29 protein-coding genes, 1 tRNA gene and 2 pseudogenes are annotated in these 26,266 nt (G+C 62.4%); 16 read left to right on the forward strand and 16 right to left on the reverse strand.

Annotated features, from left to right (window positions below; genetic code table 11):
• The first annotated feature begins 3 nt into the window (after positions 1-3).
• Positions 4-987 (forward strand): agmatinase, encoded by a 984-nt coding sequence (gene speB, locus ACXAHG_RS10100; protein WP_475039602.1) that lies wholly within the window; start codon positions 4-6, stop codon positions 985-987.
• A gap of 92 nt (positions 988-1,079) precedes the next feature.
• Here speB and ACXAHG_RS10105 read toward each other — a convergent pair.
• The 6 genes and pseudogenes from ACXAHG_RS10105 to ACXAHG_RS10130 all read right to left on the reverse strand — a co-directional run.
• Positions 1,080-1,499 (reverse strand): annotated as a pseudogene (locus ACXAHG_RS10105) (transposase); the annotation flags it as partial.
• Between the two features lie 146 nt (positions 1,500-1,645).
• Positions 1,646-2,005, reverse strand: a complete 360-nt coding sequence (locus tag ACXAHG_RS10110; protein WP_475057173.1) for an MmgE/PrpD family protein — start codon at positions 2,003-2,005, stop codon at positions 1,646-1,648.
• A gap of 27 nt (positions 2,006-2,032) precedes the next feature.
• Complete coding sequence (locus tag ACXAHG_RS10115) at positions 2,033-2,188, reverse strand: hypothetical protein (protein ID WP_475039601.1); 156 nt, start codon at positions 2,186-2,188, stop codon at positions 2,033-2,035.
• 31 nt (positions 2,189-2,219) lie between these two features.
• Positions 2,220-3,269 (reverse strand): low-specificity L-threonine aldolase, encoded by a 1,050-nt coding sequence (gene ltaE / locus ACXAHG_RS10120; protein ID WP_475039600.1) that lies wholly within the window; start codon positions 3,267-3,269, stop codon positions 2,220-2,222.
• Entirely contained in the window at positions 3,266-3,943 is a 678-nt protein-coding gene (locus tag ACXAHG_RS10125) for a hypothetical protein (protein WP_475039599.1), read from the reverse strand. The genes ltaE and ACXAHG_RS10125 overlap by 4 nt, the downstream gene beginning before the upstream one ends.
• Before the next feature lie 337 nt (positions 3,944-4,280).
• Positions 4,281-5,177, reverse strand: coding sequence for a LysR substrate-binding domain-containing protein (locus tag ACXAHG_RS10130; RefSeq protein ID WP_475039597.1), 897 nt, complete (start codon positions 5,175-5,177; stop codon positions 4,281-4,283).
• Between the two features lie 273 nt (positions 5,178-5,450).
• Here ACXAHG_RS10130 and ACXAHG_RS10135 point away from each other — a divergent pair, with 273 nt between their 5' ends.
• Positions 5,451-5,666: a hypothetical protein gene (locus ACXAHG_RS10135; RefSeq protein ID WP_475057075.1), complete on the forward strand. Its 216-nt coding sequence runs from the start codon at positions 5,451-5,453 to the stop codon at positions 5,664-5,666.
• Between the two features lie 3 nt (positions 5,667-5,669).
• The gene (locus tag ACXAHG_RS10140; protein WP_475057174.1) at positions 5,670-6,287 is read left to right on the forward strand and encodes a transporter substrate-binding domain-containing protein; all 618 of its coding nucleotides are present in this window, start codon (positions 5,670-5,672) and stop codon (positions 6,285-6,287) included.
• Here ACXAHG_RS10140 and ACXAHG_RS10145 read toward each other — a convergent pair.
• Complete coding sequence (locus tag ACXAHG_RS10145) at positions 6,269-6,634, reverse strand: hypothetical protein (RefSeq protein ID WP_475057076.1); 366 nt, start codon at positions 6,632-6,634, stop codon at positions 6,269-6,271. The genes ACXAHG_RS10140 and ACXAHG_RS10145 overlap by 19 nt on opposite strands.
• Between ACXAHG_RS10145 and ACXAHG_RS10150 the strand changes: the two genes are divergently transcribed.
• The 5 genes and pseudogenes from ACXAHG_RS10150 (at position 6,623) to ACXAHG_RS10170 (ending at position 9,612) form a co-directional block, all read left to right on the forward strand.
• Positions 6,623-6,868 (forward strand): hypothetical protein, encoded by a 246-nt coding sequence (locus tag ACXAHG_RS10150; protein ID WP_475057078.1) that lies wholly within the window; start codon positions 6,623-6,625, stop codon positions 6,866-6,868. The two genes, ACXAHG_RS10145 and ACXAHG_RS10150, sit on opposite strands and share 12 nt — an antisense overlap.
• Positions 6,869-6,943: 75 nt before the next feature.
• Positions 6,944-7,195 (forward strand): annotated as a pseudogene (locus ACXAHG_RS10155) (amino acid ABC transporter ATP-binding protein); the annotation flags it as partial.
• A 125-nt stretch (positions 7,196-7,320) separates the two neighbouring features.
• The gene (locus ACXAHG_RS10160; RefSeq protein WP_475057079.1) at positions 7,321-8,664 is read left to right on the forward strand and encodes an MmgE/PrpD family protein; all 1,344 of its coding nucleotides are present in this window, start codon (positions 7,321-7,323) and stop codon (positions 8,662-8,664) included.
• 42 nt (positions 8,665-8,706) lie between these two features.
• Positions 8,707-9,000 (forward strand): LysR family transcriptional regulator, encoded by a 294-nt coding sequence (locus tag ACXAHG_RS10165; protein ID WP_475039588.1) that lies wholly within the window; start codon positions 8,707-8,709, stop codon positions 8,998-9,000.
• 6 nt (positions 9,001-9,006) lie between these two features.
• Positions 9,007-9,612, forward strand: a complete 606-nt coding sequence (locus ACXAHG_RS10170) for a LysR substrate-binding domain-containing protein (RefSeq protein ID WP_475057080.1) — start codon at positions 9,007-9,009, stop codon at positions 9,610-9,612.
• A gap of 150 nt (positions 9,613-9,762) precedes the next feature.
• Here the strand turns inward: ACXAHG_RS10170 and ACXAHG_RS10175 are convergent.
• The 3 genes from ACXAHG_RS10175 to paaZ all read right to left on the reverse strand — a co-directional run bounded on the left by ACXAHG_RS10175 (position 9,763) and on the right by paaZ (position 12,945).
• A tRNA-Met gene (locus ACXAHG_RS10175) sits at positions 9,763-9,839 on the reverse strand.
• A 190-nt stretch (positions 9,840-10,029) separates the two neighbouring features.
• A complete protein-coding gene (locus ACXAHG_RS10180) occupies positions 10,030-10,830 on the reverse strand; it encodes a PaaX family transcriptional regulator C-terminal domain-containing protein (RefSeq protein WP_475039585.1) in 801 nt (266 codons plus the stop codon).
• 84 nt (positions 10,831-10,914) lie between these two features.
• The gene (gene paaZ / locus ACXAHG_RS10185; RefSeq protein WP_475057081.1) at positions 10,915-12,945 is read right to left on the reverse strand and encodes a phenylacetic acid degradation bifunctional protein PaaZ; all 2,031 of its coding nucleotides are present in this window, start codon (positions 12,943-12,945) and stop codon (positions 10,915-10,917) included.
• 127 nt (positions 12,946-13,072) lie between these two features.
• Between paaZ and paaG the strand changes: the two genes are divergently transcribed.
• The 5 genes from paaG to ACXAHG_RS10210 all read left to right on the forward strand — a co-directional run bounded on the left by paaG (position 13,073) and on the right by ACXAHG_RS10210 (position 16,545).
• A complete protein-coding gene (gene paaG / locus ACXAHG_RS10190) occupies positions 13,073-13,858 on the forward strand; it encodes a 2-(1,2-epoxy-1,2-dihydrophenyl)acetyl-CoA isomerase PaaG (RefSeq protein ID WP_475039581.1) in 786 nt (261 codons plus the stop codon).
• Positions 13,859-13,860: 2 nt separating this feature from the next.
• A complete protein-coding gene (paaI, locus tag ACXAHG_RS10195) occupies positions 13,861-14,286 on the forward strand; it encodes a hydroxyphenylacetyl-CoA thioesterase PaaI (protein ID WP_475039580.1) in 426 nt (141 codons plus the stop codon).
• A 15-nt stretch (positions 14,287-14,301) separates the two neighbouring features.
• Positions 14,302-15,612, forward strand: a complete 1,311-nt coding sequence (paaK, locus tag ACXAHG_RS10200; RefSeq protein ID WP_475039579.1) for a phenylacetate--CoA ligase PaaK — start codon at positions 14,302-14,304, stop codon at positions 15,610-15,612.
• A gap of 16 nt (positions 15,613-15,628) precedes the next feature.
• The gene (locus ACXAHG_RS10205) at positions 15,629-16,225 is read left to right on the forward strand and encodes a TetR/AcrR family transcriptional regulator (protein WP_475039578.1); all 597 of its coding nucleotides are present in this window, start codon (positions 15,629-15,631) and stop codon (positions 16,223-16,225) included.
• A 104-nt stretch (positions 16,226-16,329) separates the two neighbouring features.
• Positions 16,330-16,545, forward strand: a complete 216-nt coding sequence (locus ACXAHG_RS10210) for a hypothetical protein (RefSeq protein WP_475039576.1) — start codon at positions 16,330-16,332, stop codon at positions 16,543-16,545.
• A gap of 68 nt (positions 16,546-16,613) precedes the next feature.
• Here ACXAHG_RS10210 and trpS read toward each other — a convergent pair whose 3' ends face one another.
• Positions 16,614-17,642: a tryptophan--tRNA ligase gene (trpS, locus tag ACXAHG_RS10215; RefSeq protein ID WP_475039575.1), complete on the reverse strand. Its 1,029-nt coding sequence runs from the start codon at positions 17,640-17,642 to the stop codon at positions 16,614-16,616.
• 101 nt (positions 17,643-17,743) lie between these two features.
• On the opposite strand from trpS, the gene ACXAHG_RS10220 reads away from it, so the two are divergent.
• Positions 17,744-18,445 carry a rhomboid family intramembrane serine protease gene (locus ACXAHG_RS10220; RefSeq protein WP_475039573.1) on the forward strand — a complete coding sequence of 234 codons (702 nt, stop codon included), beginning with the start codon at positions 17,744-17,746 and terminating at the stop codon, positions 18,443-18,445.
• A 117-nt stretch (positions 18,446-18,562) separates the two neighbouring features.
• Here ACXAHG_RS10220 and ACXAHG_RS10225 read toward each other — a convergent pair whose 3' ends face one another.
• The 5 genes from ACXAHG_RS10225 to ACXAHG_RS10245 all read right to left on the reverse strand — a co-directional run bounded on the left by ACXAHG_RS10225 (position 18,563) and on the right by ACXAHG_RS10245 (position 24,942).
• On the reverse strand, positions 18,563-18,760 hold the full coding sequence (locus tag ACXAHG_RS10225) for a YgaP family membrane protein (protein WP_475039572.1): 198 nt from the start codon (positions 18,758-18,760) through the stop codon (positions 18,563-18,565).
• Positions 18,761-18,847: 87 nt separating this feature from the next.
• Entirely contained in the window at positions 18,848-19,435 is a 588-nt protein-coding gene (locus tag ACXAHG_RS10230; RefSeq protein ID WP_475039570.1) for a Crp/Fnr family transcriptional regulator, read from the reverse strand.
• Complete coding sequence (murJ, locus tag ACXAHG_RS10235) at positions 19,432-20,982, reverse strand: murein biosynthesis integral membrane protein MurJ (RefSeq protein WP_475039569.1); 1,551 nt, start codon at positions 20,980-20,982, stop codon at positions 19,432-19,434. Before murJ ends, ACXAHG_RS10230 begins: the two co-directional genes overlap by 4 nt.
• Positions 20,979-23,816, reverse strand: a complete 2,838-nt coding sequence (locus ACXAHG_RS10240) for a [protein-PII] uridylyltransferase (RefSeq protein ID WP_475039568.1) — start codon at positions 23,814-23,816, stop codon at positions 20,979-20,981. Before ACXAHG_RS10240 ends, murJ begins: the two co-directional genes overlap by 4 nt.
• Positions 23,776-24,942, reverse strand: a complete 1,167-nt coding sequence (locus ACXAHG_RS10245; protein ID WP_475039567.1) for a penicillin-binding protein activator — start codon at positions 24,940-24,942, stop codon at positions 23,776-23,778. The genes ACXAHG_RS10240 and ACXAHG_RS10245 overlap by 41 nt, the downstream gene beginning before the upstream one ends.
• A gap of 88 nt (positions 24,943-25,030) precedes the next feature.
• Between ACXAHG_RS10245 and rsmI the strand changes: the two genes are divergently transcribed.
• Both rsmI and ACXAHG_RS10255 read left to right on the forward strand, forming a co-directional pair.
• Positions 25,031-25,888, forward strand: coding sequence for a 16S rRNA (cytidine(1402)-2'-O)-methyltransferase (gene rsmI, locus ACXAHG_RS10250; protein WP_475039565.1), 858 nt, complete (start codon positions 25,031-25,033; stop codon positions 25,886-25,888).
• 3 nt (positions 25,889-25,891) lie between these two features.
• Positions 25,892-26,266: a YraN family protein gene (locus ACXAHG_RS10255; protein WP_475039564.1), complete on the forward strand. Its 375-nt coding sequence runs from the start codon at positions 25,892-25,894 to the stop codon at positions 26,264-26,266.

The following is a 26,266-nucleotide window of genomic DNA, read 5'->3' on the forward strand; positions in this document are numbered from 1 at the left end:
AACATGTCTGGACACGGTTACGAATCCGGCCGCCTGAACCTGCCCTTTGTCGGCATCGCCACCTTCGGCAAGAAACCCTATATCGAGGATTGGGACAACATCAATGCCGACGTGGCGATCTTGGGCGCGCCGTTTGATTTCGGCTGCCAGTTCCGCTCCGGCGCGCGGTTCGGCCCGCGGGCGGTGCGCGAGGCCTCGACGCTGTTCAGCTTCGGCCATGCCGGAGCCTATGATCACGAGGACGACGCCACCTATCTGGGCGCGGACGTCCGGATTGTTGACCTCGGCGACGCCGACATCATCCACACCAAGACTGAGGAAAGCCACGCCAATATCGAATATGGCGTCAAGAAGATCCTGGATGCAGGCGCCATTCCGGTGACCATCGGCGGCGACCATTCGGTCAATATCCCCTGCATCAATGCCTACAAGGAAGACTGCGCTAAGAACGGCCCGATCCATGTGATCCAGATCGACGCGCATCTGGACTTTGTCGATGAGCGCAAGGGCGTCACCGACGGCCACGGCAACCCGATGCGCCGCGCGATTGAAAAGGATTACGTCACCGGCATGACCCAGCTGGGTATCCGCAACGTGTCGTCGACCGCCAAGGAAGGCTACATCGACGCCCGCGAGCGCGGCTCCGACATCCTGTCGGTGCGCCAGGTGCGCAAGCTCGGCACGGAGGCGGTGCTGGACCGCATCCCCGAAGGCGCACGTTACTATGTGACCATCGACATCGATGCCTTCTGCCCCTCGATCGCGCCCGGCACCGGCACCCCCAGCCATGGCGGCTTCCAGTATTACGACGTGCTGGAAATCCTGCAGGGTCTCAGCAAACGCGGTGATGTGGTTGGCATCGATCTGGTGGAAGTGGCCCCGGCCTATGATCCGACTGAAAGCACTCAGATCCTGGCGGCGCAGCTTTTGCTGAACTTCATCGGCTTCATCTTCCACAACAAGAACATCTTCCACAACAAGAAATAGGCCTCCTCCCGCTGCACCTGCAACCACCGGTGCAGTGTTTACCTGGCGCGCCTGCGGAAAAATGGTGCGCCAGGTGCATTTGTGCCGTCGCAAATGGCGCCTTCAATGGCTCGTTCTTCCCGGCCTTGCGATTGATACCTGTGTGTTGATCGATGCTGCCCCAGCAAACGGCAGATCCGGTGTTCCGACACTTTCATCTCGCTGCGTATCATCTCGCTGCAAGCCCGGCGGCGGGCAGGGCTCAGAAGCTTCCCTTTTCAGCTTCCGTCAGGATGAGCTTGTCCAGGGTCAGATCCGAGACGGCTTTCCGCAGCCGTTCGTTCTCCTTCTGAAGCCGTTTGAGTTCCTTCAGTTGGCCGGTTCCCATCCCGCCAAACTGCTTGCGCCAGCGGTAGTAAGTCTGCTCAGTGATGCGCACTTCGCGGCTCGCATCCACGCGCTGCCCCCCCCTGGTTGAAGAGCACATCAACCTGCCGCAGCTTCTGAACTATTTCCTCAGGCTTGTTCACCATTCTCAGTCCTCCGTTTCCTAAACATAACGGTGGGCCAATTCAGATGAGACACTCAACCTTCACGGGCGAGATAGGCTGCGGAGATGCTGGCCATCGAGCCCCAGCCGGAACCGCTCCTGACCATGGTCGGCGCGTCGATGCAACGATCATCTGGCTGCGCGGCTCGTTGTGTTCCGCGATCCCCAGCGCCCCGCGGGTGCGGGCGGCGTCCAGGCCCAGGACGCCAGTGCCACCCAGGCGCCCGAGGTGTGGTAGTCGCATGCGCTGCGATGCAAAGCGATGCCGGCGCGGGTGCCGGTATTATGACCGATGGTGACGAGGGTCAGAAATTCCTTTGGATCGTTCAGGCCTTCGGCCTGTGCCAGCGCAACGGTGGCGGGGATAACGCCGCAGCCGGCATGGTCTTTGGTCTGCTTGCGCCCGTCATGAGCATTCAGCGAGTCGATGGTGGTGGCATTGGCCAGCGCCGCACCGGCGGCGCTGGAGGTTTTTCCTTCCGGCCAGATTTGCGCGGCCTAGCCGCCAAACATGGTTTACGCATGAGTGCCGATGATCCGGGACATATCCGTCTGCACAGCGCTTATGGCGACGCCAAGGGTGTCTGCAAGAGCACGCACCGCGTCCTGCACGGCTGCCTGCGGCAAGTCCTCGCCGCGGGTGTTGAGGATGAAGCTGGTTGCGTCGGTCATGCGGATATCCTTGGGCGCAGGCGGGGCCGGGTTAGCAAGGGGTGAAAGTACGGAAGGCGGCGATGGCGGCATCCAGGGCGCTGTCGTCCACATCCCGGTGCAACACCATCCGGATCGCAGGGGACTGGCCGCCGATCTTGATGCCAGCCTCAGCCATATGGCTGATCAAGCGGGCGTGGTCCTCTGCCTCGGGTGTCAGGAAAACCATGTTGGTCTGGGACGAGACCTCGCCAATGCCGGTTTCGCGCAGCGCTTTGGCCAGGCGGGATGCCCGGGTGTGATCATTGGCCAGCTCAGTTACGTGGTGGTCCAGCGCATAGAGACCGGCGGCGGCCAGCACGCCGGATTGGCGCATCGCGCCACCAAGGATTTTGCGGTTGCGCCGGATCTGGCCCATCAGGGCATCGGGGCCAACCAGAACCGAGCCCGCAGGAGTGCCCAGCCCCTTAGAGAGGCAGACGGAGATGGTGTCGAACGGTGCGGCAAAGGCGGCGGCGCCGCATCCCAGGGCGGTGATCGCGTTGAACAGGCGGGCACCGTCCAGATGCACGGCCAGCCCAGCTTCACGCGCGACCTTGACGCCTGCCTCGATCCGCTCCAGCGGCACGACCCGGCCGCCGACGCTGTTTTCCAGGCTCAACAGACGGCTGCGGGCGTAATGCGGATCGTCCACCTTGATCGCGGCGGCGATGCGGCCGGGATCCAGCCCGCCGTCATCAGAGGTGGCAACCGGCACCATCGAGACACCGGCCAGAACCGACACGCCTGCGGCCTCATCGCAGTAAAGGTGGTAGCGGTCGCCGCTGATCATCTCGTCGCCGCGGCCGCAATGGGCCATGACGGCGGCCAGGTTGCTTTGGGTGCCGGTTGGGAAGAACACCGCGGCGTCCTTGCCCAGGCGTGCGGCAAGCTCCTGTTCCAGGCGGGTGACCGTCGGGTCCTCGCCATAGACGTCATCACCCAGCGGCGCGGCCATCATTGCTTCGCGCATTCCGGCGCTGGGTTTGGTCAGAGTGTCGCTGCGCAGATCGCAGATGCAGTTTGTGGCTGCATCTGCGGCGGCATAACCATAAGCGCTCATTCTGTGACCTGATCGTATGCCAGCGCCGCAACGATGTGCACGCGCTGCTTCTCGCCGCCGTTCAGGGCGGTGTGGTAGGCGCGGGTGTCGGTGAAATAGACCGAACCGTCGGCGGGCAGGTGGGTCACGTGGTGGTTCACGATGAACAGCGAACCGGGGTTCGAGATCAGCGGGATGTGCAGGCGCGGTTCCGGGTCGCGGTGCCAGGAGTTGCAGTTGTACAGCCCCTTGGACAGGATCCGGGTGCGGCCGATCGGGAAGCGCTTGGTCAGTTCCTCGTGCACATGTTCGAAATAGGTTCCTTTGAATTTCGGATTGAACTCGGAGAAGTCGATTTCCGGCACCAGCTCCTCGCGCGGCTCTTCGACGTAACGCTCATCGGCGCGCAGCCAGTAGCGGCCGGACAGGTCGTTGGGGGTCCATTCGGTCTGGCCCGGGCGCTGGGTCAGCGGCAGCGCGGCAAAGCCCTGATCCTGCATCCCGCCCATGAAGGCTTCGCGCTTCAGGCATTCTTCCAGCGCTTCCTGCAGTTTCCCGATGTCGAATTTCAGCTCCAACCGGGCGATGCCGGGGCCGGGCACAAATTCCGCAACCGATTTGTAGTCGGGCATTTCAGACATGGCATTCTGGATCAGTTCGACGTCACGGTCCTGGATCTGTGGCATGAAGGTCATTGCGGCATCTCCCAAAATGGCGCGGTGTTTCCTTAAGCCATATTCAGATTTTGCGGTTTGGAAAGCTGGATTTTTTCATCAGGTGATTACCAAAACGCATCAAGTTGCGGCAAGATCCGGTATCCGGTCCGGTTTGGCTGGGGGCAGGTGGTGTGCGTCCGCTTGAGGCGGGTAGCCTCTAATTTATGAAATTGATGAACCTTTTTCAAATGCCACCACGGTCCAGTTCCGGCAAGCGCAGCGCAGCTGCGCCGGTGAGTAATTTTCATTGCCTAGGAATTTTCCTGGGCCACTGGTGGGGCTTCGGGCGCGGTTTTTTAGCGGGTTCCTGGGCTGCTCAGCCCGGCTGGCCGGAGGTCTGCATCTGTTCCAGGAACCAGCTCCGCATGCGTTCCACCCGGACTACCCCGACCTTAGCTTCGGGTGTCAGCAGGTAATAGGCGCTGTCGGAGGCCTTGAACGGGTGCACCTGCACCAGGCTGCCGTTCTCCAGTTCCTTGCGGATCAGGATTTCCGGAATGATGGCAATGCCGTGGCCGTTTCTGGTTGCGTCGATCAGCATTTCGAACTGGTTGAACATCGGGCCGATGATCCTGCGCGGCAGCTTCTTGCCCTGCAGCTTGAACCAGATCTGCCAGGACAGCGGCCGGGTGGAGTGCTGCAGGATCCGGTGGCCGAGCAGGTCTTCCGGATCCTCTAGCGGCTCGGGGAATTGGTCTGGTGCTCCGGCGGCGACCAGGACGTCGCTCATCAGACGGTCGGCACGGTAGCCGGGCCAGGAGGCGTCGCCCTGGGCAAAGGCGAGGTCGACCAGGCTAGGGTCGATCTCTGTGTTTTTCAGGTAGGTGATGAGGTTGAGGGTATGGCGGATCTTTTCCGCCTTTGGCCCCATGATGAGCGGCATCAGCCAGCGGCTGCCCAAGGTGGGATAGACGCCGATGTTCAGGCTGCCTTCGGCGCTGTCATGCGATTTGGTTTTCAGGATGGTCAGCTCCAGCTCCTCCAGGAGCGGCGACAGTTCGGCCAGCAGGTTGCGGCCCGCTGCGGTCAGCTTGACCCGTTGCTTGGAACGGGTGAAAAGCGACTGGCCGACAAAGGCCTCCAGGATCTGGATCTGACGGCTGACCGCGCTTTGGGTCACGTTCATCTCTTCTGCGGCACGGGCGAACCCTTCGGTTTTGGCTGCCGCTTCAAAGCAAAGCATAGAAGTGATTGAGGGGATGCGTCGTCGCATGGGCGTGCCTTTCAGCCAGTGCTTCTGCCTCATTATTGCTGAAATCTCATCAAGTCATTCCCCTATTCAGATATTATTCCAGATTTCTCGGGTGTAGTGCTTCGAAAAACTGAGGCTGGGAGAATCCCTCGGGGTTTTCTGCTTCAGTTTGTGGTGCTGGAACCGGTGCAATCGGCAAGAGGGGATCCGCTCATGCAAATGACACGAAAAGAACAGAGCGGCGGCATTGGCAACCGGCCCGTTTCCTGCAGAGATTCAACATGGGAGTTTCACATGGCTTGCACGAGACGCGCATTGACCCTGGCCGCAGCTCTGACGGCCGCCGCCTTTACCGCGGGTGCCAGCCCGGCCGACGAGGCGCTGGATTGGATCACGCCGGAAAACACGCTGAAAGTAGCGGCAGATGCTAACTGGGCGCCGCAAAGCTTTCTGAACGGCAACAACGAAATGGACGGCTTCAACGTCGATGCGGCCCGCGAGCTGGCCTAGCACCTGGGCGTTAAGGTCGAGCTTGTGACCCCGGCCTGCGATATCATCACCGCAGGCAACTGGAACGGCTGCTGGGGTGTGTCCGCGGGCTCGATGACCCCGGCGAAGGCGGGCATCGAAGTCTTGGATTTTCTGACTGTCTACTACTACACCCCGGCCGCCGAATCGGTGCACAAGGACAGCCCTGCCGCCAATCTGGGGGACTTGAGCGGCAAGAAAATGGCCGCGACCGCCGCCAGTGTTTTCGAGCTGCACCTGCAACACGATCTGACTATCGACGCGGCGTGTGTGCCATCATTCGAAGACCAGATCGAACTGGGCAAGCTGCGTTCCCACAAGGATTCGACCGCAGTGATGGACGGCCTGCGCCTGGACGACGGCATCCGTCTGGACGGCATGGTTGGCTCGCTGCCTGCGATTCTGAACGGCATCGAAAACAACTTTCCGATTAAGAGCGTGAGCGACCCGGTGTTCTATGAGCCGTTGGCGATTGCAATCGACAAGGGCGATGCCGAGCCGAACTCCAAGCTGACCGGCATCGTTGAGGACATGCGCGCCGACGGCACGCTGAGCGGCCTCAGCGAAAAATGGTACGGCGTCGACTACACCAACACGAAGTAAGGGAAATTCCGGCTGGCCCGCTGGTCCGCAATCCCAAAGTGATTGCCGTGATGCTCGCCGCCGCGGCTGTTTTCACCGTGCTGAACCTGAATGGCACTGTGTTTGGCGAGCAGAGGCGCCTGGTCATCGGCGCGCCGGCTGAGGCCGGGTACTACGGCTAATTCGCCATCGGCGTAGTGTTGGCGCTGCGTTTCACCCTGTGCGTGGTGGTGGTCGGCTTTCTGCAGTTCCGCCTTCAGGCCGTCATTGTCTGGTTGCAGCTTCTTTGCCTGTTCCTTGTTTTCTTTTACCGCGTCAACCTGGACTTCGAGTTTATCCGTAAGGAGGCCTGGTGCATGGTCAGCCAAGGCGTGTTCACCACGCTTTATGTCTCCGCCATTTCGATTGCGCTGGTCTCGGTTCTGGCTATCATCGGCGCGGTGGCCAAGCTGTCCTCCATTGGATTTGCCTATGCGATCGCCAGCTTCTGCGCCTCCTTTTTCCGCGGCTTATCGAACCTGATGCAGGTATTTCTGGTTTACCTGGACTTGCCCAGCTGGGCTATGTGTTTGATAGCGTGCCTGCCGGTATCCTGGCGCTGACCCTGTGCTATGGCGCCTATATGACCGAGATTTTCCGTGCGGGCATTCAGTCGATCCCGAAAGGCCAGTGGGAATCCCAATGTGATGCTGTTCGACGAGCCCGCCTCGGCGCAAGATCCGGAGATAGTTTCCGAGGTGCTGAATACTATGGTCGAACTGGCCCAGGATGGGATGACGATGGTTTGCGTGACCCATGAGATGGGTTTTACCAAGGCGGTGGCGGACCGGGTGATCTTTATGGATGCGGGCGAGATCATCGAAGAGAATGACCCTGTGCAGTTCTTCGAAAACCCGCAAAGCGAGCGGACCCGGACCTTCTTAAGCTAGATCCTGCAGCATTGACGCACGGCTCTGGATAGGGCTGAACTTGCCGCAGCCATGCGCAGCAGGTTCAGCGGTTGCTGCCCGCGTGGCCTTGGACCCAGCAAACGCGCGGAGGAGGTGCAGAGCAGATGGCCTTGAAATTCGACCAGTTTGCAGCACAGCTGTCTTTTGACGGCTTGCCGGATCAGGTGCTGTGGACGCTGCGGCGGTCCTTTCTGGACACTATGGGCGTGGCAGCCGCCGGTGCGGCGACCGACCTCTCGGGCATCGCCCGCCGGGTTGCGCCGATGCTCTTCGGCGCAGGTGGCGCTGGGACGTCGCGGATGCTGATGGACGGGCGCGCGGTCAGCCCGGCGGGCGCAGCGATGGCGGGGGCCTTTACCATCGATTCGATTGATGCTCATGACGGGACCACGCCCTGCAAGGGCCATGCCGGTTCGGCCATCTTTCCGGCGATGATGGCTATGGTACAGGCTTCAGGCCGGGGAGTAGATGGCAAGCGCTTTGCAGAAATTTTGGCCACGGCCTATGAAATCTCCTACCGGGCCGGGCTGGTGCAGCATGCGACCTGCGCCGACTACCACACCTCCGGCGCCTGGACGGCGGTCGGGGTTGCCGCCGCGGGCGCCAAGCTTCTGGGTGGCACTGCGGAACAGATCCGCCAGGCCGCAGGTATTGGTGAATACCACGGTCCGCGCAGCCAGATGATGCGCTGCATCGACCACCCGTCGATGGTGCGCGATGGGGTCGGCTGGGGCGCGCCCTCTGGTGTCACCGCGGCCTATCTGGCGATGGAGGGCTTTACGGGGGCGCCCGCGCTGACTTGCGAGGGTGAAGAGGGTAAGGAATTCTGGGCGGATCTTGGCTTGGGCTGGCGGCTGGCAGAGCACACGCACTACAAGGCCTACCCCTGCTGCCGCTGGGCGCATCCCTCGCTGGATGCGGTGCAGGAGATGATGCGGGCTCACGCCCTCAGCCATGAGCAGGTGGAAAGCGTGGAAATCCGCACCTTTCATTATGCCACGCGGCTGGCCGGGCATGAGCCGCGGAACCAGGATGAGTTCGCCTATGCTATCGCCTTCCCGGTGGCGGCGATGATCGTGCGCGGCCAGGTGGGGGCAGAGGAGTTGAGCGACGCGGCGCTGCGCGATCCGGACATTCTGCGGGTCAGCCGCGCAGTTACCTTGATTGACGATGCAGAGATGACCCGGATAAGCACGGACAAGCGTTGGGCGCAGGTCACACTGGTGCTGAAGGACGGCCGCCGGATCGAAGACGCCCCGCGTACTCCGCGCGGAGATGCGGATCTGCCGCTTAGCGATGCGGAGATCTTGCAGAAATACCATTTGCTGGCCGCTCCGGTGCTGGGTCAGGCCCGGGCTGAGGCGATTACGGAGCTGGCCTTGCGGTTCGATAGCCTGGACGGTCCCCGGTTCCGGCAGCTGCTGGATCTGTGCTGTCAGCCGGTCTAAATTGGCTCCTGTGCCAACCTACCCGTTCACGGACCTCGTGACATGCCACGCAAGATCCCGCCTTTTACCACCATCCGGGCCTTTGAGGCTGTCGCCAGGCTGGGCCGCAATGTGGATGCGGCGCAGGAACTGAATATCACCGCTTTGGCAATCAGCCATCAGGTGCGGGCTTTGGAGCCATTCGGTGGCGCTCCGCTGCTCCAGCGCGGCAGCGGCCAGCAAGCAGAGCTGACGGAGGAGCGCCGGGCGCTGCTGGCGCCGGTGGGCCAGGCGCTGGATGCCATGAATTCGGCCTTTGCCCTTTATACCGGAAACACACTGGAGCAGATGATTTAGGTGCATATGTTCCAGTCGCTGGCCAACATGCGGCTGATCCCCAAGTTGCGCGAAGCTTTGCCTGGGGTGGCCATCCGGATCGTCACCGTCCCTGAAGAGATTAATCTGAGCGGCAGTGACGTGGTCCACACCATTGTCTTCTCTGACAAGTCGCCGCAGGCGATACGCTGTGTCAAATTGTTTGATGAGGTGATCCAGCCGGTGAGCTCGCCGGGCTATCTGAAATCCCGCACTGCGCCTTTGCGGCCCGAGGACATGGTGACCGAACCGTTGATCCGCAGTCAGCATTATGCAAACGAATGGTCGCGCTGGTTTAATGCTGCGGGCCTGGGCGATCAGTCCTGGAAACCGGTTGCGGAAATGGATAACGCGTTCCAACGCGCCGCAGGCCGTGGCAAGCGGTCTTGGCTGGGCAATGGACTGGTGGCCGTTCGGCGAGGAGCTAAGGCACAGCGGACAGCTGGTGGCGCCGGTCAATATGGCGGGGTAACTGGCTATGCCTATTATATACTCACGTCTTATCGTGCAGAAGGTTCACCGGCAGCAACCCGGTTCCGCAACTGGCTGATACGGACTTGTGCACAAAATTTGCGATTTGAATGCTCGGTTTGAATACGCCCGCTGCCAGGAATTGGAGGCCGCAGAGTTTGGCATGGCATTCTGCGTGCTTAGTCGTGTTTGAAATGCGCGAAGCGTATCACTCGGAAATTACAACCTCTTTTCCCGAAAAGGGATTCAGAAAAAACGCTTTAAGAGGAAAGGTGGTAGCGGAGGAGGGACTTGAACCCCCGACACGCGGATTATGATTCCGCTGCTCTAACCAACTGAGCTACTCCGCCGCTCGCTGTGTGGAGGCGATTTACGGAATGGCGCGGGCTGGGTCAAGCGGAAAAACTGCGGAAATGCGGATTCTTCGGTTTTTTTTCCGCCGCTGCAAGTTATCTGTTTTAAAACATGAGGTTGCGTAGGGTGTGGTGCGTTGGCGCGTGAGTGGCGGCCTTGGGATTCAGCAGCCTGTTTGACTGGAGCCTAGTCCGGCAGTTCATCCAGAGCGGAAGGAGCTGGCAGCGGCAGCTGGTCCAGAAGTTGAAACACTAGGGTGCGGCAAGTTTCCCCGTTCCAGTCCTCTGGGTGAAATCCGGCGGGCAGATCCGGATGACGCAGCACCACACGGCGCCAACGGTGCACGATCAGCGTACGCAGGGTGCCAGACTGCGCAGGTGTCAGGCCGGAAGGCGGCGGGGTGATCCGGCTCAAATCCCGCTGCAGTGCAGCGCAGGCATCGCGCAAGGGCTCAGGAAACAGCCGGGTTTTGAGCCAGCCTGGGACGGCAATGTGGCTGACCTCGGCGGCCATTAAGTCGTGCAGACTGCGCGGGACCGGGCCGTGGCCCAAGGCGGTAGTGCGGTTCACTGCGACGTAATTGGGCAGCAGCAGCACGTCATCTAATGTGGCCTGGCCGGTGCCATCCTCGGCGATCAGCAGATGCCAGTCGCCGGGCGCGGCGGCGCGGCGTTCATAAATCCGCGGGGTGACGGCTGCGGATTGGTTGCGGCCGTATTCCGTCAGGTAATGCACCGAGGCGCGGCCTGCGCGCTCGCTTTCGATCCAGCCGTCTTTGCGCAGCCGGTGCAGCGCCACCCGGATTGCCTCGGGCTTGATCCCCATCGGGGTGATGATGCGGGTGAGCGCCCCACCGCTGATCTGGGCGCCCTTGTCCTGGGCCAGATCGCCGAACAGCGACACGATGACCGACCAGACCCGCTGGTTCTGCGGGTCGTTCAGCTGCTGGACGGTGGCGTCAAACCAGGGGTTATGCTGTTCGTTCATAGGGATAAACATAGTTCGCCCGGACTGGTTAGACCAGTCCGGGCGTGCGGCAGCGTTACCGCTGCCTACCACTTTTGCACAAGCTCAGAAGGCGTTCATGGTCAGCAGTTCATACTCTGCCGCGATCTCGCCGTCCTGGTTGGTGAGGGTGACGTGCCAGCGCACCTCGCCGTATTCCTCGTTGCGGGGGGTCTTCTTCTTGACCGTGAGGCGGACCTTGATGCTTTCGCCTGCTGAAATCGGTTTCATGAAGCGCAGGTTGTCGAGGCCGGTGTTGGCCAGAACCGGGCCCTCATCCGGCTGCACAAACATGCCCGCGGCAAAGGACAGGAGCAGGTAGCCATGCGCCACGCGGCCCGGGAAGAACGGGTTCCGCTTGGCGGCTTCGTCGTCCATGTGGGCATAGAAGGTGTCGCCGGTGAAATGGGCGAAGGTTTCGATATCCTCCAGCGTGACGGTGCGCGGGGCGGTGTGCAGGGTCTCGCCGATGGAAAGCTCGCCGAACTTGCGGGTGAAAGGGTGGGCGGGGCCTTTGACCTCAGTGCCGCCGGGAACCCATTTCTCGCCAATCGCGGACAGGATGTCGGGCGAGCCCTGGATGGCGGTGCGCTGCATGTAGTGTTTGACGCCGCGCACGCCGCCCATCTCCTCGCCGCCGCCGGCCCGGCCCGGGCCGCCGTGCACCATGTGGGGCAGGGGGGAGCCATGGCCGGTCGATTCCTTCATCGAGTCGCGGTTGTTGAAGTAGAGGCGGCCGTGGTAGGCGCCGGCGCCGATGGCGACCTCGCGGGCGACGGCGGGGTCATGGGTGATGACCGAGGCCACCAGCGAGCCCTGGCCGCGGTTGGCCAGATCAATGGCGTGGTCCAGATCGCGGTAACCCATGATGGTGGAGACGGGGCCGAAGGCCTCTGTGTCGTGCACGCGGCTAGCGTTGTCCGGGTCGGCGCAGTGGAACAGCATCGGCGGGACGAAGGCGCCTTTTTCGGCGTCGGCGCCATCGACGGAGAAGCTGTCCGGGTCGCCAAAGACGCGCTCCGCCTCCTGACCGATGATCGCGGCCTTCTCCAGCACGTCGCGTTTCTGATTGCCCGAGACCAGCGCGCCCATGCGGGTGGTTTCCAGGCGCGGGTCGCCGATTTGGATTTTTGCCAGGCGGGCTGACAGTGCCTCGATCACCGCGTCCACCTGTGCCTGCGGCGCAATGATGCGGCGGATGGCGGTGCATTTCTGGCCCGCCTTGGTGGTCATCTCGCGGCTGACTTCTTTGATGAAGAGATCAAACTCCGGTGTGCCGGGCTGTGCGTCGGGACCGAGGATCGAGGCGTTGAGGCTGTCCTGTTCGGCGACGAAACGGACCGAGTTCTCCAGGATTACCGGGTTGGCGCGCAGTTTTAGCGCGGTATTTGCGGACCCGGTGAAGCTGACCACATCCTGCATGGTCAGATGGTCGAGCATGTCGCCGAGGCCGCCGGAGACCAGCTGCAGCGCGCCTTCGGGCAGGATGCCGCTGTCGAGCATCAGTTTCACCGCCAGCTCGGTCACGTAGCAGCTGTTAGTGGCCGGTTTCACAATGGCGGGAACGCCCGCCAGCAGGGTGGGGGCCAGTTTTTCCAGCATGCCCCAAACCGGGAAGTTGAAGGCGTTGATGTGCACTGCGACCCCGCGCAGCGGGGTGCAGATGTGCTGGCCCAAGAAAGTGCCGTTACGGGAGAGCTGCTCCACATCGCCATCCAGGTAGACATGCCCGTCCGGCATTTCGCGGCGGCCTTTGGAGGCGAAGACAAACATGGTGCCGATGCCGCCATCGATGTCGATCATGTGGTCGGACTGGGTGGCGCCGGTGTTGAACGACAGATCATAAAGCGCCTGCTTGTGCTGATTCAGGTGGCCCGCCAGCGCCTTGAGCATCCGGGCGCGGTCGTGGAAGGTCAGCTTGCGCAGGTTGGCGCCGCCCACAGTGCGAGCGTAATCAAGCATCGCCTGCACGTCGAGCGCGTCGTTGCCCGCTGACGCAATCACCTCGCCGGTGATGGCGCTGGCGATGTTGCGGGCGCCTGCGCCCGGTGCGACCCATTGACCCGCTGCAAAGCTGGAAATCTCTAGAAGGCTCATGATGCTGTCCTTTTCGTCAGGCCGGCGCGGGGCCGGCTGGCTGGAATCCGATGCTGAGATATATTGACCGTCCGGTCGGTTTATGCAAGAAGTTTGTCAAATGCGCCGCTGACAGGGTGAGGGAGCGATGAGCGATACGATTCTGGTTGAGGACCACGGCACCTGGGTGGAGATCACCCTGAACCGCCCGGACCGGCTGAACAGTTTCAACGAGGAAATGCACAACGCCTTGCGCGCCGCGCTGGAGGCCGCGCGTGACGGCGGGGCCCGCGCGGTGCTGCTGACCGGCGCCGGGCGCGGTTTCTGCGCCGGGCAGGACCTGGGCGACCGTGATCCGCGCAAGATGGACGGGCCGCCGGACCTGAGCCAGACGGTACGCAAGTTCTATGCGCCGCTGGTGCGGCTGATCCGTGAATTGAACTTCCCGGTGATCTGCGCCGTCAATGGCGTGGCCGCCGGGGCGGGCGCCAACCTGGCGCTGGCCTGCGACATGGTGCTGGCCGCAGAGAGCGCCAAGTTCATCCAGTCGTTCTCCAAGGTTGGCCTGATTCCTGATACCGGCGGCAGCTGGCATTTGCCGCGGCTGCTGGGTGAAGCGCGCGCCAAGGGGTTGGCGCTGACCGCTGAGCCGCTGCCGGCGAAGAAGGCCGAGGACTGGGGCCTGATCTGGAAGGCGCTGCCGGATGACGCGCTGATGGCAGAGGCCCGCGCCATGGCCGAGAAATTCGCCAACGGCCCGACGCTGGGCCTGGGCCTGACCAAGCAATGCATCCAGGCGGCAGCGGTCAACACGCTGCCGGATCAGCTGGAGATCGAGGCGGACGCGATGAAGACCTGCGGCGAAAGCGCGGATTACGCTGAGGGCGTGGCCAGCTTCCTTGAGAAACGCGCACCCGCGTTCAAAGGCAAGTAACTATGACCCCGAAAAAACGCGCTGAAAAATCCGCCGCCGCCATGTGGGCCGAAGATCATGCGTCCAAATGGGCGGGGATGGAGATCACCCATGTGGCTGAGGGGGAGGCCACGCTGGAGCTGACCATTGCCCAGCACCATTGCAACGGACACGGTATTTGCCACGGCGGTGTGACCTTCATGCTGGCTGACAGCGCCTTTGCCTTTGCCTGCAACAGCCGCAACCAGTCGACGGTGGCGCAGCACAACGTGATCAGCTTCACCGCGCCGGGACGGCTGGGCGACAAGCTGATTGCCACGGCCCGCGAGATTTCCCTGACCGGGCGCAGCGGCATTTATGACGTGACAGTGACCAATCAGGACGGCCAGCAGATCGCCGAGTTCCGGGGTTTTTCCCGAGCGGTCAAAGGCCAGTTGTTTGACGAATAAGGTGTGGAGGACGCCATGGAAGACCTGAGCCCCAAGACGGGTGAACTGGACCCGATCGAGATCGCCTCGATCGACGAAATCCGCGCACTTCAGCTAGAGCGGCTGAAGTGGTCGCTGCGCCACGCCTATGACAACGTGCCGATGTACAAGCAGCGGTTCGACGAGGCGGGGGTGCATCCGGACCACCTGCAGGAGCTGAAGGACCTGGCAAAGTTCCCCTTCACTTACAAGAACGACCTGCGGGACAATTACCCCTTCGGCCTGTTTGCGGTGCCGCGCAGTGAAATCATCCGCCTGCACGCGTCCTCCGGCACCACCGGCAAGCCGACGGTGGTGGGCTACACTGCCAATGACATCAGCAACTGGGCGGATCTGGTGGCACGCAGTTTGCGTGCCTCGGGCCTGCGCAAGGGCGACATGGTGCACAACGCCTATGGCTATGGTCTGTTCACCGGCGGCCTGGGTGCGCACTACGGGATTGAGCGCCTGGGCGCGACCGTGGTGCCGATGTCGGGCGGCCAGACCGAAAAGCAGGTTGGCCTGATCACCGACTTCAAACCTGACGGCATCATGGTGACGCCGTCCTACATGCTCAACATCCTGGAGCAATACCATAAGGTCGGTATGGACCCTCGGGATTGCTCGCTGAAGGTCGGCGTGTTCGGTGCCGAACCCTGGACCGACGCGATGCGCAAGGAGGTCGAAGAAGCCTTTGACATGCATGCGGTTGATATCTACGGCCTGTCTGAGATCATGGGGCCGGGTGTTGCCAATGAATGCGTCGAGACCAAGGACGGCCCGGTGATCTGGGAGGACCACTTCCTGCCGGAAATCATTGACCCGCAGACCGGCGAGGTGCTGCCGGATGGCGAGCTGGGCGAGCTGGTGTTCACCACGCTGACCAAGGAAGGCCTGCCGATGGTCCGCTACCGCACCCGCGATCTGACGCGCCTGCTGCCGGGCACCGCACGCTCGATGCGGCGGATGGAGAAGATCACCGGGCGCAGCGACGACATGATCATCCTGCGCGGCGTCAACGTCTTTCCCAGCCAGGTAGAGGAACAGTTGCTGGCGACCGGCGGCCTTGCGCCCTACTATCAGATCGAGCTCTACAAATCCGGCCGCATGGACGCGATGCGGGTGTTTGTTGAGGCGAATCCGGATGCCACCGATGAGCTCAGCAAGACCGCGGCAGCGCGGATGCTGACCAAGCGGATCAAGGATATGGTTGGCGTTTCGACCGAGATCATTGTAGGCGACCCGGGGTCCGTCGAGCGCAGCCAGGGCAAGGCCAAGCGCGTCGTCGACAACCGCAGCCAGTCCTGACCCGGGAGAGTAAGCCTTGGCCCGCACGATCGCAAAAGACCACGATGAGAAACGCGCGCAGATCCTGAAGTCGGCAGCCAAGGTGTTTGCCGAGTCCGGCTACGACCGTGCGTCGATGACCCAGCTGGCGCGCGAATGCGGGATCTCCAAGGCGAACATCTACCACTATTACGACAGCAAGGATGCCGTGCTCTACGGCCTCCTTGATACTTACCTTTGCGAGCTGCGCGACCGGGTCTGCGGGGTGGACCTGGAAGGTCTTAGCGCTGAGGACCGGCTGCGCCGCATCGTGTCGGAGATCATGCTAGCCTACCAGGGTGCGGATCATGAGCACCAAGTGCAGCTGGGCGCTATGGGGGCGCTGCCCGAGGCGCAGCAGAGGCATCTGCGCGGTTACCAGCGCGAGATGGTGCAGTTCATGAGTGATGCGCTGGCGGCGGTTGCGCCGGAGGTGTTTGAAGGCGATTCTGCTAAGTTGCGCGGTGTCACAATGTCTGTTTTCGGCATGCTGAACTGGTACTACATGTGGAACTCCGGCGCCGGATCACAGGCACGGGAAGACTATGCGCGGCTCGCCGCCGAGCTGATTTTGAAAGGTGCCAAAGGGCTTTAACGGCTTTCGACGCCTTGCACGAAAACTTGAAGCGAATACGCAGCACAGTTTGTTTTGCGTTTGCGGCGGTGCACGCTAGCCTGCTTTCCCCATAGGAGGGTGAGATGGCAAAACCTGAAAGTTTCTCAAAGTTCTACTTCAATAAGGTTGGCCTGGGCGAGGCCTGCGGTTGCGCCGAGCGGGCAATCGACATGTATGAATTCGACCGGCAGGCCGGAAAGCCTAGCGTGGCATCAGGCAAGCGCCGGTTTTCCTGGAAGGGATTTGCGCTGAAATACGGGCTGGTGTCGCGCTACAAGTTTTCGTCTGACGTCAGTTGAGCCGGAGCTGGTAAAGCCCATTTGCGCCAGCGGGTTCGAGGTGGGCCGCTGGCGCCTGTCTTCTTGCCTTACAGTGCGGCCGGCGGCACCATACCGACGATGTCATAGGTCTTGCGCAAGATCGGCGCGGTAATTTCGCGCGCGCGCTGCGACCCGCGGGCCAGGATGCGGTCGATTTCATCCTGGTTGTTCATCAGGCGGGCCATCTCGGTGGAAATCGGCGCTAGTTTCGAGACAGCCAGATCGGCCAGCATCGGCTTGAACTCCGAGAACTGCTTACCACCCACATCCGCCAACACCTGATCAACAGTCTGTTCGTTCAGGGCGGCGTAGATGTTCACCAGGTTACGCGCCTCGGGGCGCTCTTCCAGGCCTTTCACTTCCGAGGGCAGCGCCTCCGGGTCGGTCTTGGCCTTGCGGATCTTCTTGGCGATGGCGTCGGCGTCGTCGGTCAGGTTGATGCGGGAGGCGTCGGAAACGTCCGATTTCGACATTTTCTTAGACCCGTCGCGCAGACTCATCACCCGGGTGGCGGCGCCTTCGATGACCGGCTCGGTTTCCGGGAAGAAGTTGACGCCATAGTCGTGGTTGAACTTGATAGCGATGTCGCGGGTCAGTTCCAGGTGCTGTTTCTGGTCCTCGCCGACCGGCACATGGGTGGCGTGGTAGACCAGAATGTCCGCGGCCATCAGCGCCGGATAGGCAAACAGGCCCAGCGAGGCATTCTGCTGGTTCTTGCCTGCCTTGTCCTTCCACTGGGTCATCCGCTGCATCCAGCCCATGCGGGCGACGCAGTTGAAGATCCAGGCCAGCTGCGCGTGCTCGGGGACTTGCGACTGGTTGATCAGGATTGACTGTTCCGGGTCGATGCCGGCGGCGATGAAGCCCGCGCACAGCTCGCGGGTCGATTTCATCAGGTCCTTGGGGTCCTGCCAGACGGTGACGGCGTGCAGGTCGACCATGCAGTAGATGGTCTCGAAATCCTGGCCCTGCATATCGACAAAGCGCTTCATCGCGCCGAGGTAATTGCCGAGGTGCAGGTTGCCCGTGGGCTGGATGCCCGAGAACACACGCGGGGTGAAGGCGGATTCGCTCATTTGGGCGGAACTCCCGTCTGGAAATAGCAACCCCGGTGGCTTACCCATGGGGCCAGGATAGGTCAACAGGCGCGGGGGATTCCGTGCCGCAAGGAGTCCGAATGAGCAGTGAGCCCCATAGCGCCCCAGTGAACCAGGCCCCAGTGAACCCGCTGCCCGCCGCCGTGGTGGCGCTGGTTCTGATCATCATGGGGGTAGAGGCGGTGTTATCGCTTGGCGCGCGCGGTATTGTTGGCGGGCCGGAGGCGATCGGCTGGCGGCTGGAGGCGATCCAGTCCTACGCCTTTTCCAGCGAGATTTTCTGGTGGATGCAGGAAAGCGGCCGCTGGCTGCCGGAGCATCTTAAGCGCTTTGTCTCTTACGTCTTCGTGCATGGCGCCTTTACCCATGCGCTGTTTGTTTGTGTGTTTGTGCTGGCGATGGGAAAGATGGTGGGCGAGGTGATGGGTGACCTGGCGATGGTCATTATCTTCCTGCTGTCGGGCGCCGGCGGCGCGCTGGGCTATGCTCTTCTGATCAGTGGTGGCCAGCCTTTGATCGGCGGCTTCCCAGCGGTCTATGGGCTGATCGGTGCCTTCACCTTTTTGTTGTGGCGCTCATTGGCCTCGGTCGGCGCACAGCAGAGCCGAGCGTTTTCACTGATTGCTTTCCTGATGGGGGCACAACTGCTTTTCGGGTTGCTGTTTGGCGGCCAAAAGGACTGGGTGGCGGACCTGTCAGGATTTGCCACCGGCTTTGGCCTGTCGTTTTTCCTGGCGCCGGGCGGCTGGGCCAGCATCCGCAACCGTATCCGCCACGATTGAAACCGGGATGCTCCCGCCCGCTGGTGAAGCCCCTTGCGGGGGCATCGCCATCCGTTGGGCCGGGCCGGCTGACGCGCGGCAGCTTTGCCACCCTCGCCGTGCAATTTGATAGCAGGATCAACCCTGTTTCTTCAAAGGGCAGGTGCTGAAACCGACGATCTGATAGAGCGGGCAGTAGCCCATCAGGCCGGTCAGCAGCGGCACCAGGCCAATGAGGCCCCATGGGGTCTGCGGGCCAATGAAGACCAGCGACAGCAGGACAAGGCCGAAAATGATGCGCAGGGCGCGGTCGAGGGTGCCTTCGTTGCGGGGCATGGATCTGTCCTTTCGAACTTACTTGCGAAATTGCGAGTCCGTTTTAGGCAGCCGTTTCCGCAAAGTCGGTGACAGTGTCACCAAAGCTCAAGCTTCATCCTGCGCGATATTGTCTAGCCCGTCACGGTCAAGGATGCGAAGGTGCCCGCGCTGTGTTTCCACCAGGCCAAGGCGGGAGAACTCCCGCAGGCGGCGGGTCACAAACGCGCGGCCTGAGGCGGTTTCGGCGGCAAGGGCGTCGTGGGTCGTGCGGATGGGGTTGCCGGATTGCCCCAGCCGCAGCAGCACGCGGGCAAGGCGTGCGTCAAAGCCGGTAAGGGCAATATCTTCCACCAGCTGCTCATAATCGGCAAAGCGGCGGGCGACGGCGGCCATGACGTCTGCCCGGAACGCTTCATTCTCTGACATCGCTTTCTGGAAGTCCGCGTGCGGGAGGAACTCGCCTTCAAGGGCGGTTTCGGCGGTGCCTTCGGCGGAATAGCTGCGGTCCTCCGTCAGGCAGGCAAAGGTCTGCAGGCAAATATCGCCTGGGCCGACACGGTAGAGCACAACCTCGCGGCCGTTCGCCGCCGTTAGCGTGACCTTGATGGTGCCCGAGAAGAGCCGGACAAAGCCGGGGCATTCCTGTCCGGGCCGGAACAGCACGGTGCCTGCGGGGCAGGACAGGCGGCTCATGCCTGCTTCCGGCGGCTGAGGGCGCTGCGGAACTCCGACAGGCGGAAAGCCCCAAAAACCTGCCCTGAGACGAAGTAGACCACGCCGCCCAAAACCACTAGGCCCAGCAGCGACAGATAGCGCCAGTAGTCCAGCGTAAACAACCACCCTGCAGATGCGGCCACGGAATAGAGCACTGCGCCCATGACCGCCGAAGCCGCGAGGATGCGCCAGGCGCGGCGGCGGAAGCGGTCGTCGAACCGCGCCTCCTCGCCCATGCTGCGGGCGCCGAGGGCCAGCAGAGCCACCATCGCCCAGCCAGCGGCAGAGGCGGCGATGGCGGGTGCAATCCAGCCCAGCACGGGTTTCAAACCAAAGGCCAGGCCTGCGTTCACCACCATGGCGACCAGCGCGTAGCGGAACGGCGTCTTGGTGTCTTCGCGCGCGAAATAAAGCGGCTGCAGCACTTTTTGCAGCATGAAGGCCGGCAGGCCCGCGCCATAGATGGCGACGGCAACGGCGATGGCGGCGACGTCTTCCTGGCCGGTGGCGCCGCGTTCGTAAAGGACCGAGACCAGCGGCCCCGGCACGGTCAAGAAGGCCACGGCGGATGGGACCGCCAGAAGCAGCGAAAACTCACCAGCACGCGACAAGGCATCCTGGGACCCTTCCTGGTCGCCAGCCCGCAAGCGGCGCGAAAGGGCTGGCAGGAGAACGATACCTACAGCGATGCCCACAACACCCAACGGCAGCTGGTACAGCCGGTCCGCGATGAACAGCCAGCTGGCGGCCTTTTCGATGTCCGAAGCCACATATTGGCCCACCACCAGGTTGATCTGGGTGACCCCCATGGCCAGTGCGGCTGGAATCGCAACCCGCATCAGGTCACGCATCTCAGGGTTCCAGCGCGGCAGGCCAGGGCGCAATGAAATACCTGCTCTTTCGGCTGCCGCCCAGACCAGCGACAGCTGGGCCACACCGGCAACCGGAATGGTCCAGACCAGCCAGACGACAATATCACCGCCCAGGACAGCCCCTGCTGTCATCGCCGCGCAGGCAAAAATGTTGAGCAAGACCGGCGCGGCGGCGGCGGCTGCAAACCGACCGGTAGCATTCAGCACGCCGGAAAACAGCGCCGCCAGCGACATGAACAGGATGTAAGGAAAGACGATGTAGCCATATCCCACTGCCAGGTCGAAACGCGCGTCGCCAACGAAGCCGCCAGCAGTCAGCCAGACAAGTCCCGGCATGAACACCATTCCCAGGCCAACCAGTGCCAGCACCGCGGCTGCCAGCAGGTTGAAGGCTTGCTGGGCATAGGTCCGGGCATCCTCGCCCGCTTCATAGCGTTTGGCAAAAGCCGGCACAAAGGCCGCGTTAAAGGCGCCTTCAGCAAAGAAGCGGCGGAACAAATTGGGCAGGCGGAAGGCCACGATAAAGGCATCCAGCACCGGCCCCGGGCCGATGAAGGCTGCAATCAGGATCTCGCGGGCGAACCCCAGAACGCGGCTTGCCAGCGTCCAGAAGCCGACGGTCAGGAAGCCCGACAGCAATTTGATCGGTTTCATGTATCCGCCCGTTTTGCACCTTCGGAGATCGCCTCGCGCAGCTTCTTCTCCAGCGTCCGCTGCTTGGACTCCGCGTAGTATTTCAAGCCGAACATGTCCTTAACATAAAAGGCATCGACCACCTGTTCGCCGTAGGTCGCGATCACGGCATTGGCAATATAGACATTTGCCGCAGCCAGGGTGCGTGCCAGATCATAAAGCAGTCCAGGGCGGTCGCGGGTGTCGACTTCAATAATAGTGTAGATCTCCGAGCCCTCGTTATCAAAAGTGATATGGGTCGGCACCTTGAACGCCTTCTCGCGCTTCTTGATCTTGTCGCGGGATTTCAGCGCGTCGCGGGTGATAACCTCGCCCTTCAGGGTCTTTTCGATCATTTGCTTCAGCCGGTGCAGGCGGATCGGGTCGAAAGGATGCCCCTCACTGTCCTGAATCCAGAAGGCATCGGTCACATAGCCGTCCTTGGTGGTGTAAGAACGCGCATCCACCACATTGGCGCCGACCAGCGCCAGTGCGCCCACGATGCGGGCAAATATCCCGGGGTGATCTTCCATCACGAAACAGGCGCGGGTCGCATCCCGGTCCACATCCGGATAGAGGCGGATCATCACTTCACCAGGGTCGCCCTTGGCGGTGAAGTCGCGCAGCATCTCGGCAAAATCCACATGCGCGGTCACATGCAGCCCATGCCAGTAGGGCGGGTAGTGGCGGGCCGTTTCGGTCTTGAGCGCTGCCTTGGTCCAGTCCGGCAGTGCTTCGCGCAGGGCTTTCTTGGCAGAGGCACCGCGGTGTTCACGGTTTAGCGCTTCCATGCCGCCTTCCAGCGCGGCGCGGGTCTGGCCGTAAAGCGCCCGCAACAGAGCCGCCTTCCAGTTGTTCCAGGTGTTCGGGCCAACACCGCGGATGTCGCAGACGGTCAGCAAAAGAAGCAGGTCGAGCCGTTTCACGGTCTGCACGGCCTTGGCAAAATCGCGCACCGTGCGCGGGTCGGCAATATCGCGTTTCTGCGCCATGTCGGACATCAAAAGATGATAGCGGACCAGCCATTCCACGGTTTCGCATTCCGAAGGTTTCAGCCCTAGCCGCGGCGCCACCTTGCGGGCGATCTGGGCACCCAGGATCGAATGGTCCTGCTCGCGGCCCTTGCCGATGTCATGCAACAGCATCGCCACCATCAGAACTTTGCGGTTCAGCCCCTTGCGCAGGATTTCGGAGGAGAGCGGCAGTTCATCCTCCAGCTCGCCGCGTTCAATGGCGGCAAAATTGGAGATCACCTGAATGGTATGCTCGTCCACCGTGTAGGAGTGGTACATGTTGAACTGCATCATCGCCACGATGGGCTCGAACTCCGGCAGGAAAGCGGAAAGCACCCCCAATTCGTTCATCCGGCGCAAGGCGCGTTCAGAGTTGCCATGCTTCAGCAGCAGGTCCAGAAAGAGCTTCCGCGCTTCCTTGTCGTTGCGCATCTCCTCGTCGATAAGATGCAGGTTGGCTGTTACCAGCCGCATTGCGTCCGGATGGATCAGCATGCCGGTGCGCAGCGCTTCCTCGAACAGCCGCAGCAGGTTAAGCTTGTCCTGTAAAAATGCTTTGGGATCGACCACATCCAGCCGGTTATGCACCACCCGGTAGCCGGGTTTGATCCGCGGGCCGCGGCGGAAGATCCGCTGCAGCAGCGGTGCCCCTTTCTGCTGGCTTGCCTCCAGCTTGGTCAAAAAGATCCGGGTCAGGTCACCGACACGCGTGGCATGGCGGAAATAGTCCTGCATAAAGACTTCCACCCCGCGCCGCCCGGCCTTGTCCTCATAGCCCATGCGGCTGGCCACTTCGACCTGCAGGTCGAATGTCAGCTGTTCAGTGGCGCGTCCGGTGGCCAGATGCAAATGAGAGCGCACCGCCCACAGGAAATTGGCCGCATTGGTGAACCGTTCCATTTCCTCGGGCCGGAATAGGCCCAGCGGCACCAGTTCGCCGGCGTCTTTTACCTGGTAGAGGTATTTGGCGATCCAGAACAGCGACTGCAGGTCGCGCAGGCCTCCCTTGCCCTCTTTGACGTTTGGCTCAACCATGTAGCGCTGGCCCTGCTTTTCGTGGCGCGCATCCCGCTCTGCCAGCTTGGCCTCGACGAACACTTCGGCGTCTTTGCTGAATAACTCCGCCTTCAGCCGTTTGTCCAGTTCCTCCGCCAGCGGCCCATGCCCTGCCAGAACCCGGTGCTCTAGCATCGCGGTGCGGATGGTGAAATCCTCGCTGCCCAGCCTGATGCAATCCTTGATCGTCCGGCTGGCGTGGCCGACTTTCAGGCGCAAGTCCCACAGAATGTAGAGCATGGATTCAATCACGCTCTCCGCCCAGGCGGTGATTTTGTAGGGGGTTAGAAACAGCAGATCGACATCCGAAGCCGGCGCCATTTCCCCGCGGCCATAACCGCCGACGGCAATCACTGCGATCCGCTCGCCCCGGGTGGGGGTTGCCAGCGGGTGCAGCAGGCTGCCCGCTACATAGAGCGCAGTCGTGACCAGCCCGTCGGTTAAAAAAGTATAGGACCGGGTCAGGTCCCGCGCTGCAAAAGGCTTGTCCTTGAAGGCCTGAGCAATTGCCGCCCGCCCTGCCTTGTTCGCAGCCTTTAGAATCCTGACCGCCTCCCCGCGCAGGGCGCCAGGGGCAGCGTCCAGCGACAATGCTGTGATCTGGTCGCGGACTGCAGCGGCATCAAAGATGTCCGCAGGGGCGCAGATCAGCGGCCCCAGCGGTGCGGGAAAGCCATTTGCCGCAGGCTGCTGCCCGGCGGCAGGTTCAGAAGCCGGCGCCGGAGAAGCTGCTTGGGGCTGGGTCAATGATCACGACTTTCTGTTCCTGGATGGTGGCAACCGCCAGCCCGCGTTCGTTGGTGCCGTCGGGCAGCAGGCGGAAAATGCCGCCAGCGCCCTGGAAACCGGCACCCTGGGTCAGGGCGCCCGCAGTCAGCGCATCGGATTTCCCGGCTGCAACAAGGGCGCCGATCGCGGCAATCCCGTCATAGGCCAGACTGCCGATCGTGTGCGGTGACGCGCCATAGCTGGCCTGGTAGCGGGCGCTGAACTGCTGAACCTTGCCTTGGTCAGGCATCGCAAACCAGCCGCCTTGCACCCCGGGCAGGGCCAGAGTCTGCGCCGGAATATCCCAGCGGGTCAGACCGATGTACTGCTTCTCTGCCGGGTCCACGCCTGCTTCGGGCAAAAGCTGCGCCAGCAGCGGCAGCGCGCCTGCAGTGGTGGAGGTCAGAAAGACCGCATCGGCCTTACGGGATTCGTTGCGGATGGTCGGAATGGCATTGATCACGCCCTGCTGCGACAGCTCATACCCGACGCTGCCTGCGATATTGGCACCGGACTGGCCCGCTGCGCGCTGGATGGCGGAGCGCCCGGCGACCCCGGCGGCATCATTGCCGCTGACAACCAGGATGTTGCTCTTGCCGTTGCGCGCGGCAAAGCGCGACAGCCGGCGTGCGGTGTTGTCAAAGGTCGGTCCCAGAATGAAGACGTTGCCGCCGGCAATCGCCGGGTTGTTCGAAAACGCCAGAACGTTCACGCCGCGCTGGCGGGCTGCGATGCCAGCCGCATTGGCGGCTTCGGCATAGACCGGGCCCAAAATGACACGCGCGCCATCCTTGAGCGCCTGCTGGGCCGCACCAGAGGCGATTTCGGGGCTGCCTGCTGTGTCATAGACCCTGAGGTCGATCTGCACCCCCTCCAGATCGGCAATCGCCATCCGCGCTGCATTTTCCAGGCTTTGCGCCAGCACGCTGTCGCCCTGCTGGGCAGAGCCACGCGGCACCAGCAGCGCCACCGGTACCGGCTTCGAAGTGTTGATCGTCGGGCCGGTGCCGATGGCCACCGGGTCACAGGCAGTCAAAGCAATTGCGGAAACTGCCGCGGCGGCTGCCAATGCCGCCTTGCGGGCGCGTTTGAAAACAGCAAACATAATGGACTTGAAACTCCGTTCTCCCGGCGCCGCTGCGCCGCGTGGGTTTAAGGGCGGATCATAGACGACCAAAAAGGCGGGTCCAGCGTTGAATCACCAGAATGTCATATTGTCCCCCGGGCTTTACTTTGTTGCCACGCCGATCGGCACCGCCCGCGACATTACCCTGCGTGCGCTGGACGTGCTGGCCTCGGCCGATGTGCTTGCGGCCGAGGATACACGCTCGCTGCGCAAGCTGATGGAGATTCACGGGGTGCCGCTTGGCGGGCGGCGGATCATCGCTTACCATGATCACAGCGGCGCCGGCGCGCGCGCCAAACTGCTGGAGGCGATCGCCGAGGGGAAATCCGTCGCCTATGCCTCAGAGGCGGGCATGCCGCTGATTGCCGATCCCGGCTATGACCTCAGCCGCGCTGCTGCGGAAGCGGGCCACAAGGTCACCTGCGCGCCCGGAGCCTCGGCTGCAGCGACGGCACTGACCCTGGCGGGGCTGCCGTCTGATGCGTTCTTCTTTGCGGGCTTCCTGCCCAATGCTTCCGGAGCCCGGCGCAAGCGGTTGGAGGAGCTGCGGGAAATTCCCGGAACGCTGATATTCTACGAATCGCCCAAGCGGGTCGCCGCGTCGGTTGCGGATATGGCAGCGGTGCTGGGCAACCGGCCTGCGGCAATGGCACGTGAGCTCACCAAGAAATTCGAAGAAGTGCGCCGCGTGCCGCTGGCGGACCTGGCGGCGGGGCTGGAAGAGACCCCGGTAAAGGGTGAGATTGTTGTGCTGGTCGACCGTGCGCAGGAAACGGAAGTAAGCGAGGGCGACCTGGAAAGCGACCTGCAAGCGGCTTTGCAGGGGAACTCGGTCAAGGACGCGGCCGGCATCGTCGCCGAGATGCACGGACTGCCGCGGCGCAAGGTCTACCAGCTGGCGCTGCAGCTGGCCAAAGGCAGCTGAGTCGTGGCAGGCCCCCGCCAGCACCGCAGTGCCCGTGCACATCTGGCGGGTGAGGCAGCGGAAGAGATTGTCGCCCGCCACTATGAAAACCGCGGCTATACCGTGGCCGAGCGCCGCTGGCGGGGCCCGGGCGGTGAAATCGACCTGATCCTGCGCGGGCCGGAAGAACTGGTGTTCGTTGAGGTCAAGCACAGCACCACCAGCAGCGCTGCCGCCTTGCGGATCACACCGCGGCAGGTGGAGCGCATCTATGCCAGCGCCGGGCAATATCTGGAAAACGAGCCGCAGGGCCAACTGACGCCGGTGCGCTTTGATGCGGCCCTGGTGGACGGCACTGGCGCGGTAGAGATCATCGAAAACGCCTTTGGCATGAACTGA

This window comes from Leisingera sp. ABD4_442 (assembly GCF_056160905.1).

Bases quoted from the DNA above. Each gene is read 5' to 3' on its own strand.
- ACXAHG_RS10135 (WP_475057075.1), top strand. From the start codon at position 5,451: ATGGCTTGCACGAGACGCGCATTGACCCTGGCCGCAGCTCTGACGGCC.
- ACXAHG_RS10165 (WP_475039588.1), top strand. From the start codon at position 8,707: ATGCCACGCAAGATCCCGCCTTTTACCACCATCCGGGCCTTTGAGGCT.
- ACXAHG_RS10115 (WP_475039601.1), bottom strand. From the start codon at position 2,188: ATGACCGACGCAACCAGCTTCATCCTCAACACCCGCGGCGAGGACTTG.
- ACXAHG_RS10160 (WP_475057079.1), top strand. From the start codon at position 7,321: ATGGCCTTGAAATTCGACCAGTTTGCAGCACAGCTGTCTTTTGACGGC.
- ACXAHG_RS10245 (WP_475039567.1), bottom strand. From the start codon at position 24,942: ATGTTTGCTGTTTTCAAACGCGCCCGCAAGGCGGCATTGGCAGCCGCC.
- murJ (WP_475039569.1), bottom strand. From the start codon at position 20,982: ATGAAACCGATCAAATTGCTGTCGGGCTTCCTGACCGTCGGCTTCTGG.
- paaZ (WP_475057081.1), bottom strand. From the start codon at position 12,945: ATGAGCCTTCTAGAGATTTCCAGCTTTGCAGCGGGTCAATGGGTCGCA.
- ltaE (WP_475039600.1), bottom strand. From the start codon at position 3,269: ATGAGCGCTTATGGTTATGCCGCCGCAGATGCAGCCACAAACTGCATC.
- paaI (WP_475039580.1), top strand. From the start codon at position 13,861: ATGACCCCGAAAAAACGCGCTGAAAAATCCGCCGCCGCCATGTGGGCC.
- trpS (WP_475039575.1), bottom strand. From the start codon at position 17,642: ATGAGCGAATCCGCCTTCACCCCGCGTGTGTTCTCGGGCATCCAGCCC.
- ACXAHG_RS10225 (WP_475039572.1), bottom strand. From the start codon at position 18,760: ATGCCCCGCAACGAAGGCACCCTCGACCGCGCCCTGCGCATCATTTTC.
- ACXAHG_RS10150 (WP_475057078.1), top strand. From the start codon at position 6,623: ATGGTCAGCCAAGGCGTGTTCACCACGCTTTATGTCTCCGCCATTTCG.
- ACXAHG_RS10220 (WP_475039573.1), top strand. From the start codon at position 17,744: ATGAGCAGTGAGCCCCATAGCGCCCCAGTGAACCAGGCCCCAGTGAAC.
- paaG (WP_475039581.1), top strand. From the start codon at position 13,073: ATGAGCGATACGATTCTGGTTGAGGACCACGGCACCTGGGTGGAGATC.
- speB (WP_475039602.1), top strand. From the start codon at position 4: ATGTCTGGACACGGTTACGAATCCGGCCGCCTGAACCTGCCCTTTGTC.
- ACXAHG_RS10170 (WP_475057080.1), top strand. From the start codon at position 9,007: ATGTTCCAGTCGCTGGCCAACATGCGGCTGATCCCCAAGTTGCGCGAA.
- ACXAHG_RS10180 (WP_475039585.1), bottom strand. From the start codon at position 10,830: ATGAACGAACAGCATAACCCCTGGTTTGACGCCACCGTCCAGCAGCTG.
- paaK (WP_475039579.1), top strand. From the start codon at position 14,302: ATGGAAGACCTGAGCCCCAAGACGGGTGAACTGGACCCGATCGAGATC.
- ACXAHG_RS10130 (WP_475039597.1), bottom strand. From the start codon at position 5,177: ATGCGACGACGCATCCCCTCAATCACTTCTATGCTTTGCTTTGAAGCG.
- ACXAHG_RS10125 (WP_475039599.1), bottom strand. From the start codon at position 3,943: ATGACCTTCATGCCACAGATCCAGGACCGTGACGTCGAACTGATCCAG.
- ACXAHG_RS10210 (WP_475039576.1), top strand. From the start codon at position 16,330: ATGGCAAAACCTGAAAGTTTCTCAAAGTTCTACTTCAATAAGGTTGGC.
- ACXAHG_RS10230 (WP_475039570.1), bottom strand. From the start codon at position 19,435: ATGAGCCGCCTGTCCTGCCCCGCAGGCACCGTGCTGTTCCGGCCCGGA.